An 11,141-nucleotide genomic window follows, 5' to 3' on the forward strand; every position below is an offset into this window, starting at 1 on the left:
ACCGCGCATGGCGTGGCCGTGCGCCTGCCGCGGGCCGAACGCCACGCCATGCGCGGTCTGGCGGGCGTTATCGTCGTACGCCGCCCACGCGTTGTACATGCAGGTATGCACGAGGGCGAGCGCATGCGCGGGCTCATGTGCGAGTGCCACGGTGCCGATCGTTCCGAGTGCCAGCGCATTCCAGGCCCGCACCGTCGCCAGGGGCGTAGCCGCCCCGTTCGCCTCGAGTTCCAGGATGTTTTGCCGATCCATGTCGTCCCCTTTGTGCCCTCGAGAAGTATCGCCAGCGAATCCGGCCTGGCTGTTGAGCGTTCTCATGCGTCGGCTGCTGATGCGGCAACGCACCATCCGCTTTTTGGGCGCGCTTTTGATCCTTCCATCCAGTGTTTTTTGCGTTTCGTCGCACGCCGGTGGAAGGGAAGGGGGCGGTCGCCTACAGTGACACCATCGACGAAACAAACACACAAGGAGAGCCAAAATGAACGTCCTCAAACACATGGAAGCCATCTTCCTCGCAGCCGCCGTCCTCGTGGGTGTGACGAGCGCCGCACACGCCGCCAGCGTCGCCAAACACGAGCGCTACGATGCGCAGGTAACGATCGAAGGCCAGCAGATGGCCGTCGTCAAAGTGACCGCGAAGCGCCCGTAACACCCGTAGTGGAAGCAACTGCCGCCCGGCAGTGAAGACGCAGAACGCGCAGCTCGAGAGCGCCGTTCGGACCGGGCCCCGGAGGCCCATCGCACCAGGCAATACCGGCACCTCCGCCGGCACCCCGCAGACCTTGACCAGCCGCGACGGCATGCCGCCGCAGGGACGCTTGTTGCCGTATGGGCGAAAAAAAAGCCCGCTGTTGAGGCGGGCTTAAATCCAATTCTTTCTGAGGAGAGTTGGAGGAGACAGGTGCAATTATGCTGCGCTACAGCATATCAGTCCAATTTTTGTTTCGCATATTCGTTATAAGAATTTGCGATATCTCATCCATGCTCTCCGGGTTCAGTTATTGACGCAGGTCACGACCAGGTTGCCCACGCCGCCTGCCGCTTCCGCCGCATCGTCCATCGTGCCGCCGCCGAAGCCGTTCGCGCCGCCGGTAACGGTGCAGGTCTGGGCCGGGTTGGTGGGCTGGGTCAGGACGGTCACGCCATAAGTCGTGTTGTACGGAACCGAGTTCATGATGAGGGCCACGTCCGCGCCGGTCGGTTTCTGGTTGGCGTCCAGCGCGGGGCTGACGCCGATGGTGCCCGTCGTGCTGCCGTTTGCCAGGACGAGGCCGGTACCGGTCAGGCCCTTGACCGTGCCACCGAGTGCGTAGGGATTGATCGAGCAGACGAAGCGGATGTCGATCCTGGCCAGCTGGCCAGCCGTGCCGTACGGCAGGAAGTTAGAGGCCGAGCAGGTCTGGTGTTTCGGCTGGGTGCCGCCCACCGGGGTGTGATTGGTGACGACCGCGCCTTTCGGGATCACTTCATAGACCTGGCCGTATTCGATCTGGTTCGGGAAGACGGCCGTGACGTCCTGGCCGGCCGTGGCCGGCGGATTGATGGGCAGGTCCTGGCCGTTCGTGCTCAGGACCAGGCCCGGGTATTGCAGGCCGCTGACCGTGATGTTGATCGGGAACGTGGCCTTGCCGCCACCGCCGCAGGCGGCCAGCGTGGCCAGGACCGCGAGGGCGAAGGCCGGACGCGCGAGGGAAAACTTCATGTGGGTCTCTCCAGATTCCAGATTTAAGCGCAGGTGACGGTGACGGTCGTGTCTTCGGTCGCGCCCATGGTGCCCGCACCCTTGCCGTTGCCGCCGCCGCTGACGGTGCAGGTCTGGCCGGCCGGCTGCTGCAGGACGGTGACGCCGTACGCGCCGTCTTCGTTCACGGGGGCCATCGACACGGTTGCGGTGCCCGCCGCGACCTCCTTGCGGTCGGCGCCATTGATGATCACGAGGCCGCTGGCCGTCAGGTTGACGATGCTCGCGGTCAATTTACGCTTGCGGATCGCGCAGTCCACGCGGATCTGTGCGATCGTGTAGTAATTGGCGCGCGCCTTGCCGTTGGTGACGACGCAATCCGAGATCTTCTCGACGTTCGACGGGACGCTCTTGACCGTGATGTTGAACTGGTCGTCGGTCGAGATGCGGTTGTTGAACTGGAACGACTGGTAGGGCGTCGTCACGGCCAGGTCTTCGCCGTTATTCGTCAGCACCAGACCGTCCTTGGTGACGTTATAGACCGCGCCGGTCAGGTACAGGTCGCCGCTCCCGCCGCCGCAGGCGGACAGGCCCAGCGCGCATGCCAGCGCTACAACGCCGGCACGCAGGATCGAGCTCTTCATAAAATCTCCACAGTGGAATGGGTGGCGCGCGGACGCTGCGCCGGTACGGCCGAATAGAAAAATGCCCATCATTTTAGTGCATTTGGCAAGCGGCGGCCCTATTTGGCTTTGTATCACGGTGTAACCATGAGCGCGTGTCCGGGGCGCCATTGCTTTTCAGCGCTGCCCTCGTTATGCTTGGACCGCTCCTTTCCACTCTCCAAGCTTCGTTTCCGGAGCCGCAATCCCGACCATGAACACGCGCCGCGCCTGGCCCAAGGCCATCCTGTTCGACCTCGACGACACGCTGTGGCCCATCGCCCCCGTGATCCTGCAGGCCGAAGAGAAGCTGTTCGCGTGGCTGCGCGAGCACGCGCCGCGCGTGGCCGAGCGCTTCACCATCGACACCCTGCGCCAGGCGCGCCTGGAGCTGCTGGCGAAGAAGCCCGAATTTCACCTCGACCTCGGCAAGCTGCGCCATGCCGGCCTCGTCGACGCCTTCCAGCAGGCCCGCGAGGATGCCGCCAAGGTCGAGCACGCGATGGCGCAGTTCTTCGCCGCGCGCAATGCCGTGATCCCGTACGACGACGTGCTGCCGGGCCTGCTGAAACTGAAGAGCCGCGTGCTGATCGGGTCGATCTCGAACGGCAACGCCGACCTGCGCACGATCGGCCTGTCGCACCATTTCAAGGTGTCGGTGGCGGCGTCGGCGTTCGGCGTCGCCAAGCCGGATGCGGCGATCTTCCTGGCCGCCTGCAAGGAGCTGGGCGTGGCGCCCGAGGATGCGGTCTACGTCGGCGACGACGTGCTGCTCGACGTGCGGGGCGCCCAGCGCGCCGGCCTGCGCGCCGTCTGGATGAACCGCACGGGCTCGACGAAGCACATGGAGCACGAAGTGGTGCCGGATGCGATCGTGCGCGACTTCGACGAGTTGCTGGACTGGCTCACGCGCGAACACGAACAACAGCGCGGATAAAGCACAAGCACGCATCGAACGTGCATAATGACATAAATGAAACGAAATCCTGGCTAGACCATGCAACTCGATAACCGTGCACAAACCCTGTTGAAAGCCCTGGTCGAGCGCTACATCGCCGACGGCCAGCCGGTCGGTTCGCGCGCGCTGTCGAAGATCTCCGGCCTCGACCTCTCCCCGGCCACGATCCGCAACATCATGGCCGACCTCGAGGAAATGGGCTACGTCGCCAGTCCGCACACGTCGGCTGGCCGCATTCCCACACCGCGTGGCTACCGCCTGTTCGTCGACACGCTGCTCACCGTGCATCAGATCGACGAGAACGCGGTCGAAGCCGGCATGCGCCTGCCCGCGCACCAGCCGCAGAAGGTGATCGCGAACGCGGCGCAGATGCTGTCGTCGCTGTCGCAGTTCGCCGGCGTCGTGCAGAGCCCGCGGCGCGAATCGGCGTTCCAGCAGATCGAATTTTTACGTCTGTCGGAAAAGCGCATCCTGCTCGTCATCGTCGACCCGCGCGGCGACGTGCAGAACCGGCTGCTGCTGACCGACGTCGATTATTCGCCGTCCCAGCTGATCCAGTCCGCGAATTACCTGAACCAGCATTTCGCCGGCCTGTCGTTCGACCAGGTGCGCGCGCGCCTGACGGGAGAATTGCGCCAGCTGCGCGACGACATGGGCCGCCTGATGCAGGCCGCGGTGGAGGCGGGCAGCGAAGCGCTGGCCGAGACGGACGACATGATCATCGCGGGCGAGCGCAACCTGCTCTCGGTGGCCGACCTGTCGTCCAACATGAGCTCGCTACGCCAGATGTTCGAGATGTTCGAGCAGAAGACGGGCCTGATGCAGCTGCTCGATGTGTCCAGCAAGGCCGGCGGCGTGCAGATTTTCATCGGCGGCGAATCGAAGCTCGTGCCGATGGACGAGATGAGTGTCGTCACCGCGCCGTACGAAGTGAACGGCAAGATCGTCGGCACCCTCGGCGTGATCGGACCCACGCGCATGGCCTATGAGCGCGTGATCCCGATCGTCGACATCACGGCCAAGCTGCTGTCGAGCGCGCTGAGCCACTCCTGAGCGGAGCGGCAGGCGGTCAGTGCCGGTGCGGGCAATCCGTCTTCTGGCAGTGGCCGTAGATGGCCAGGGCGTGCTCGGCGATCTTGAAGCCGCGTTCGCTGGCGATCTTCTGCTGGCGGCTTTCGATCTCGTCGTCGTAGAACTCTTCCACGTGGCCGCAGTCAAGGCACACGAGGTGGTCGTGGTGCGAGCCGGCATTCAGCTCGTAGATCGCCTTGCCGGTTTCAAAGTGATTGCGGTTCAGGAGGCCGGCCTGTTCGAACTGGGTCAGCACCCGGTAGACGGTCGCCAGGCCCACGTCCATGTTTTCGTTCAGCAGGGTCTTGTAGACGTCTTCCGCCGTCAGGTGCCGCACCGCGCTGTTCTGGAAAATTTCCAGGATTTTCAGCCGAGGCAAGGTCGCTTTCAGGCCGCTGGCTTTCAGGTCGGTTGGATTGTTGCTCATGTTTTGTTACTCGGATATGGGCGGAGTGCTTTATGATATAGCGTTTTGAACGCCCCCGCCTCATCGATTTTAAGGTCAGATATGCGCACTAAAGCCGTTTTCCATCGTTCCCACGCACGGGCAGCGCTCGTGGCCGGCCTCGCCTGCATGACGCTGGCGCTGTCCGGCTGCGCGGCCTGGCGTAACCAGACCAAGCCGGCGGCGCCGGTGAGCACCGCCCCCGACGCGGTCGCCGCCGATGCCGGCAAGTCCGCGGCAATCGCGAATTCGGGCGCGCAGACGACGACCGTCACCCAGCTGCAGAAATTCCTCTGGATCTTCTCGCCGTACCGGCCGGACATCCAGCAGGGCAATTTCGTGTCGCAGGAAATGCTGAACCAGCTGAAGGTCGGCCAGACCCGCGACCAGGTGAGATTCATCCTCGGCAGCCCGCTGCTGCAGGACGCCTTCCACAAGGACCGCTGGGATTACCCGTTCTACCTTGCGCGCGGTAACGGCGAGCTGACCACCAGCCGCGTCACCGTCTACTTCAAGGACGACAAGGTCGACCACTTCGACGGCGGCAACCTGCCGACGGAACGCGAATACATCAATCGCCTGATCGGCATCTCGAAATACGAAACCAAGACCGAGCAGGAATCGCTGGACGAGCTCAAGCGTAAGCGCGACGAGGCTGCGAAAGGCGGCGGAGGACAATAACATGACCCAACTGAAAATCGCCGTTGCCGGCGCCAGCGGCCGCATGGGCCGCATGCTGATCGAAGCCATCGCCGCCGCGCCGGACGCCGTCCTCGCCGGCGCCCTCGACCGCGAAGGCAACCCGTTCATCAATTCGGACGCCGGCGCGTTTTCCGGCCAGCTGACCGGCGTCGTGATCCAGTCCGACCTGGCCAAGGGCCTGGCGGACGCCGACTTCCTGATCGATTTCACGCGCCCCGAAGGCACGCTGCAGCACCTGGAATACTGCGCCGCGCACGGCATCAAGATGATCATCGGCACCACCGGTTTCGATGACGCCGGCAAGGCCGCCATCCGCGCCGCCGCCGAGAAGACCGCGATCGTCTTCGCCCCGAACATGAGCATCGGCGTGAACGTCACGCTGAAACTGCTGGAAATGGCGGCTAAGAATTTCTCCGACGGCTATGACATCGAGATCATCGAGGCCCACCACCGCCACAAGGTCGACGCCCCGTCCGGCACCGCGCTCAAGATGGGCGAAGTGATTGCCGACGCGCTGGGCCGCGACCTGAAGGAATGTGCCGTCTACGGCCGCGAAGGCGTGACGGGCGAGCGCGACCCGTCGACGATCGGCTTCGCCACCGTGCGCGGCGGCGACATCGTGGGCGACCACACCGTGCTGTTCGCCGGCATCGGCGAGCGCATCGAGATCAGCCACAAATCCAGCAGCCGCGTCAGCTACGCCCAGGGCTCGCTGCGCGCCGCGCGTTATATTGCCGACAAGGCAACGGGACTGTACGACATGCAGGACGTGCTGGGTCTCAAGGCCTGATCGCACACGCCCGTCGAACTGGACGGCTTTGCCGGCGATCTGCTGGCATACTGTCCACAAGACGGGCTTTTTTTCGCCCATTCATAGGAGATTCCCCATGGCCACCGTCGAGCTCAACGGCGCCGCGATCACCGATGCGGAAAGCTTCCACGTCGAGAGCCAGCGTGCGTTCGGCTTCCCCGATTCGTACGCGCACACGATGGATTCCTGGGTCGATTGCCTGAGCTACCTGCGCGACGAGGACGGCATGAGCAGCGTCCGCCTGAAGAAGGACGAGGTGCTGCACATCGTCGTGACGCACTCGGAAGCCCTGCGCGAACGGGCGCCGGACGTGCTGGAAGAGATGGCGTTCTGCATCATCGGCATCAACGAGCGCTACGAGGACTATGGCGAGAAGGCGGCGCTGGAGCTCGAACTGCGGTAGGTCGCTTGTCATGTGACACGATATAATGTTCTGCTCACCTCCTTCAGTCCGCAGAACATCATGCAAGAAAAATATAGTCCAGCCGAAGTCGAACAGGCCGCGCAGGCCTACTGGAAGTCGATCGACGCGTATAAAGCCGTCGAAAACGACCCACGTTTCCCGAAAGGCAAGTATTACGCCTGCTCGATGCTGCCCTATCCGTCGGGCAAGCTGCACATGGGTCACGTGCGCAACTATACGATCAACGACGTGATGTACCGCTACCTGCGGATGAACGGCTACAACGTGCTGATGCCGATGGGCTGGGACGCCTTCGGCATGCCCGCCGAGAACGCGGCGATGGCGAACAACGTGCCGCCGGCCCAGTGGACCTATTCGAACATCGCCCACATGCGCGGCCAGATGGAGTCGATGGGTCTCGCGATCGACTGGTCGCGCGAAATGACCGCGTGCAAGCCGGAATACTACAAGTGGAACCAGTGGATGTTCCTCAAGATGCTCGAGAAGGGCATCATCTACCAGAAGACCGGTACCGTGAACTGGGACCCGGTCGACCAGACCGTGCTCGCGAACGAGCAGGTCATCGACGGCAAGGGCTGGCGCTCGGGCGCGGTCGTGGAAAAGCGCGAGATCCCGATGTACTACGTGCGCATCACGGACTACGCCGACGAACTGCTGGACCACGTCGAGAACAAGCTGCCGGGCTGGCCGGAGCGCGTGCGCATCATGCAGGCCAACTGGATCGGCAAGTCGACCGGCGTGCGCTTCGCGTTCCCGCACGTGATCATGGACGAGCAGGGTGAGCTCATCAACGATGGCAAGCTGTACGTCTTCACGACGCGCGCCGACACGATCATGGGCGTGACCTTCTGCGCCGTCGCGCCGGAACACGCGCTCGCGCAGCACGCCGCCAAGGACAATCCGGAACTGCAGGCGTTCATCGCCGAGTGCAAGCAGGGTTCCGTCATCGAAGCCGACATGGCGACGATGGAAAAGAAGGGCATGCCGACGGGCCTGTTCGTGACGCACCCGATCTCCGGCGAGCAGGTGCCGGTCTGGGTCGGCAACTACGTGCTGATCACGTACGGCGACGGCGCCGTGATGGGCGTGCCGGCCCACGACGAGCGTGACTTCGGCTTCGCGCAAAAATACGACCTGCCGATCAAGCAGGTGGTGGCCGTGGAAGGCGAAACGTTCTCGCTGGACGGCTGGCAGGAGTGGTACGGCGATAAAGAGAAGGGCGTCGTCATCAATTCGGGCAAGTACGACGGCCTGGATTACACGTCGGCCGTCAACGCCGTCGCGGGCGATCTCGCGAACCTGGAGCTGGGCGACAAGAAGGTCACGTTCCGCCTGCGCGACTGGGGCATCTCGCGCCAGCGCTACTGGGGCACGCCGATCCCGATGATCCACTGCGAGAAGTGCGGCACGGTGCCGGTCCCCGAGAAGGACCTGCCCGTCGTGCTGCCGGAAGACTGCGTCCCGGACGGCTCCGGCAACCCGCTGAAGAAACACGAAGCGTTCCTCAAGGTCGACTGCCCGTGCTGCGGCGCGCCCGCACGCCGCGAGACGGACACGATGGACACGTTCATCGACTCGTCCTGGTACTACATGCGCTATACGTCGCCGGGTTCGAACGACGCGATGGTCGACCCAGCCCGCAACGATTACTGGATGCCGATGGACCAGTACATCGGCGGCATCGAACACGCCGTGCTGCACCTGCTGTACGCGCGCTTCTGGACGAAGGTCATGCGCGACTTCGGCCTCGTGAAATTCGACGAGCCGTTCGTCAACCTGCTCACGCAGGGCATGGTGCTGAACGAGACCTACTACCGCGAAGACGCGTCGGGCAAGAAGACGTGGTACAACCCGCTTGAGGTCAGCCTGACGTTCGATGAACGCGGCCGTCCGCAATCGGCGGTGCTGAAGGAAGACGGCCAGCCGGTCGTCATCGGCGGCACCGAGAAGATGTCGAAGTCGAAGAACAACGGCATCGACCCGCAGGCGCAGATCGAGCAGTACGGCGCGGATACCGCCCGCCTGTTCACGATGTTCGCCGCGCCGCCGGAGCAGACGCTCGAGTGGTCGGAGTCGGGCGTGGAAGGCGCGAGCCGCTTCCTGCGCCGCGTCTGGGCCTTCGCTCATGCGAAGCAGCAGAGCGTGGCCGCCGCGCTGGCCGGCCAACAGGCTGGGACGCTGGACGACGCGCAGAAAACGCTGCGCCGCGAAGTGCACAAGGTGCTGCAGCAGGCCGATTACGACTTCAAGCGCATCCAGTACAACACGGTCGTCTCGGCCTGCATGAAGATGCTGAATACGCTGGAGTCAAGCAAGCTGGCCGAAGGTGCAGCGTCGGACGCGGTGATCACGGAAGGCCTGTCGATCTTCCTGCGCATGCTGAACCCGGTCGCGCCGCACATCACGCACGCGCTGTGGCAGGAACTCGGCTATGCCGGCAAGTACGGCGACATCCTGAACGTGGCCTGGCCGGAAGTGGATCCGGCCGCGCTGGAGCAGGCCGAGATCGAGCTGATGATCCAGGTGAACGGCAAGCTGCGCGGTTCGGTGAAGGTGCCGAAGGAGGCCGACAAGGCCGCCATCGAAGCCGCCGCGCTGGCGTCGGAAGCCGCACAGAAGTTCGTCGAAGGCACGCCGAAGAAGGTCATCGTCGTCCCCGGCAAACTGATCAACATCGTGGTGTAAGCCATGCGCGCCCTGACCCGGAAGTTGGCGGTGCGCGCGGTTGCGGCCCTGCTGGTGGCGAGTGCCACCGCGGGCTGCGGCTTCCAGCTGCGCGGTTCGAACGGCAGCTACACGATGCCGTTCCACAGCATCTATCTCGGCTTCCCGGACACGTCCGCGCTGGGCACGGAACTCAAGCGCAACCTGCGCGCGACGGACCAGGTGGTCATCGCCGACAAGGCGGCGGATGCCGAGGCGCAGTTCGTGCTGCTGGGCGAGTCGCGCAACAAGTCCATCCTGTCGCTGAACAGCCTGGGCCGCGTGCGCGAATACCTGCTGACGTACACGATGTCGTTCACGGTGCGCGACGCGAAGGGCGCGGAACTGGTGCCGCCCACGCAGATCTCGCTGCGCCGGAACATGGCGTTCGACGAGACCCAGGTGCTGGCCAAGGAATCGGAAGAAGCGCTGCTGTACCGCGACATGCAGGCGGACCTCGTGCAGCAGATCATCCGCCGCCTCGCGTCGATCAAACCAGCCACTTGATTAAAAAGGAACACCATGCAGTTGCGGCCTGAGGCGCTCGACGGGCACCTCGCCAAGGGGCTCGCGCCCCTGTACGTGATCACCAGCGACGAGCACCTGCTCGCGCTGGAAGCGGCGGACAAGATCCGCCGTGCCGCGCGCGCGCAAGGGTATTCCGAGCGCGACGTGCTCACGGTCGAGCGCAACTTCAAATGGGGCGAGCTGCTCGCCGCCAACCAGGCCATGTCGCTGTTCGGCGACAAGAAGCTGATCGAGCTGCGCATCCCCGGCGGCAAGCCCGGCAAGGACGGCAGCGCCGCGCTGCAGAACTATGCGAAAGACCTGAACCCCGACAACCTCACCCTGATCACCCTGCCGAAGCTGGACTGGCAGACGGCCAAGGCGTCGTGGGTGGCGGCGCTGCAGCAGACCGCGGTCTACGTCGAGATCCCGAACGTGGAACGCGCGCAGCTGCCGGGCTGGATCGGCACACGTCTGGCCGCTCAGAACCAGAGCGTGGACCGCCAGAGCCTGGACTTCATCGCCGACCGCGTCGAGGGCAACCTGCTGGCGGCGCACCAGGAAATCCAGAAGCTCGGCCTGCTGTACGAACCGGGCAAGCTGACGTACGAGCAGGTGCATGACGCCGTGCTGAACGTGGCGCGCTACGACGTCTTCAAACTGTCGGAAGCGATGCTGGCCGGCGACCCGGCCCGCCTCGTGCGCATGCTGGAAGGTTTGAAAGGCGAGGGCGAGGCGCTGCCGCTGGTATTGTGGGCCGTCTCCGAAGAAATCCGTACGCTGCTAAAATTAAAGGCAGGGATGGCGCAGGGACGCCCGCTGGGCGCGCTGCTGAAGGAATACCGCATCTGGGGCCCGCGCGAGCGCATGATGGAACCGGCGCTGCGCCGGATCTCCCTGCCGACGCTGGAAGCGGCGCTGCAGCAGGCGGCGCAGGTCGACAGGATGGTCAAGGGCCTGCGCGCGAAGCAGTTCGCGGGCGATGCGTGGGATGCGATGCTGCAGCTGGCGTTGAAAGTCGCGTCGACATAACGAAATCACAGGAAGAAGCACGATGGATATCACCGAGACCATGCACACAATGGGCCGCCAGGCACGCGCGGCGTCGCGCGGCATGGCGCGCGCGGACAGCGCCACCCGCAACCAGGCCTTGCTGCTGATCGCCGCCGCCATCGAG

At 64.3% G+C, this 11,141-nt stretch carries 13 protein-coding genes; 9 read left to right on the plus strand and 4 right to left on the minus strand.

Translation table 11 applies throughout. The annotated features are described in order from the left end of the window. The coding region (locus ACEN88_RS15455) for a hypothetical protein (protein WP_413340923.1) at positions 1 to 318 on the minus strand (318 nt) is incomplete at its 3' end. Positions 319 to 478: 160 nt separating this feature from the next. On the opposite strand from ACEN88_RS15455, the gene ACEN88_RS15460 reads away from it, so the two are divergent. Then, complete coding sequence (locus ACEN88_RS15460) at positions 479 to 649, plus strand: hypothetical protein (RefSeq protein ID WP_413340925.1); 171 nt, start codon at positions 479 to 481, stop codon at positions 647 to 649. 345 nt (positions 650 to 994) lie between these two features. Here ACEN88_RS15460 and ACEN88_RS15465 read toward each other — a convergent pair whose 3' ends face one another. Both ACEN88_RS15465 and ACEN88_RS15470 read right to left on the minus strand, forming a co-directional pair. Beyond that, positions 995 to 1,702, minus strand: a complete 708-nt coding sequence (locus tag ACEN88_RS15465; RefSeq protein WP_413340927.1) for a hypothetical protein — start codon at positions 1,700 to 1,702, stop codon at positions 995 to 997. A gap of 23 nt (positions 1,703 to 1,725) precedes the next feature. After that, the gene (locus tag ACEN88_RS15470) at positions 1,726 to 2,325 is read right to left on the minus strand and encodes a hypothetical protein (RefSeq protein WP_413340929.1); all 600 of its coding nucleotides are present in this window, start codon (positions 2,323 to 2,325) and stop codon (positions 1,726 to 1,728) included. Positions 2,326 to 2,557: 232 nt separating this feature from the next. Here ACEN88_RS15470 and ACEN88_RS15475 point away from each other — a divergent pair, with 232 nt between their 5' ends. Both ACEN88_RS15475 and hrcA read left to right on the plus strand, forming a co-directional pair. Continuing rightward, a complete protein-coding gene (locus tag ACEN88_RS15475) occupies positions 2,558 to 3,280 on the plus strand; it encodes an HAD family hydrolase (protein WP_413340930.1) in 723 nt (240 codons plus the stop codon). A 60-nt stretch (positions 3,281 to 3,340) separates the two neighbouring features. Further along, a complete protein-coding gene (hrcA, locus tag ACEN88_RS15480) occupies positions 3,341 to 4,354 on the plus strand; it encodes a heat-inducible transcriptional repressor HrcA (RefSeq protein ID WP_413340932.1) in 1,014 nt (337 codons plus the stop codon). Positions 4,355 to 4,370: 16 nt separating this feature from the next. Here hrcA and fur read toward each other — a convergent pair whose 3' ends face one another. Continuing rightward, positions 4,371 to 4,799 carry a ferric iron uptake transcriptional regulator gene (fur, locus tag ACEN88_RS15485; RefSeq protein WP_036234473.1) on the minus strand — a complete coding sequence of 143 codons (429 nt, stop codon included), beginning with the start codon at positions 4,797 to 4,799 and terminating at the stop codon, positions 4,371 to 4,373. Positions 4,800 to 4,880: 81 nt separating this feature from the next. Between fur and ACEN88_RS15490 the strand changes: the two genes are divergently transcribed. From ACEN88_RS15490 to holA, 6 genes are all read left to right on the plus strand, one after another. Then, on the plus strand, positions 4,881 to 5,498 hold the full coding sequence (locus ACEN88_RS15490) for an outer membrane protein assembly factor BamE (protein WP_371767319.1): 618 nt from the start codon (positions 4,881 to 4,883) through the stop codon (positions 5,496 to 5,498). A 1-nt stretch (position 5,499) separates the two neighbouring features. Beyond that, positions 5,500 to 6,309: a 4-hydroxy-tetrahydrodipicolinate reductase gene (gene dapB / locus ACEN88_RS15495; protein ID WP_413340934.1), complete on the plus strand. Its 810-nt coding sequence runs from the start codon at positions 5,500 to 5,502 to the stop codon at positions 6,307 to 6,309. Between the two features lie 97 nt (positions 6,310 to 6,406). Next, positions 6,407 to 6,733, plus strand: coding sequence for a barstar family protein (locus tag ACEN88_RS15500; protein WP_056123988.1), 327 nt, complete (start codon positions 6,407 to 6,409; stop codon positions 6,731 to 6,733). A 60-nt stretch (positions 6,734 to 6,793) separates the two neighbouring features. Next, positions 6,794 to 9,439, plus strand: a complete 2,646-nt coding sequence (leuS, locus tag ACEN88_RS15505; RefSeq protein WP_413340936.1) for a leucine--tRNA ligase — start codon at positions 6,794 to 6,796, stop codon at positions 9,437 to 9,439. A 3-nt stretch (positions 9,440 to 9,442) separates the two neighbouring features. Continuing rightward, a complete protein-coding gene (gene lptE, locus ACEN88_RS15510; protein ID WP_413340938.1) occupies positions 9,443 to 9,964 on the plus strand; it encodes an LPS assembly lipoprotein LptE in 522 nt (173 codons plus the stop codon). A gap of 15 nt (positions 9,965 to 9,979) precedes the next feature. Beyond that, entirely contained in the window at positions 9,980 to 10,996 is a 1,017-nt protein-coding gene (gene holA, locus ACEN88_RS15515; protein ID WP_413340940.1) for a DNA polymerase III subunit delta, read from the plus strand. Positions 10,997 to 11,141 lie beyond the last annotated feature (145 nt).

The sequence above is a fragment of the Massilia sp. CT11-108 genome (assembly GCF_047302915.1).
Lineage (GTDB): Bacteria > Pseudomonadota > Gammaproteobacteria > Burkholderiales > Burkholderiaceae_D > Telluria > Telluria orientalis.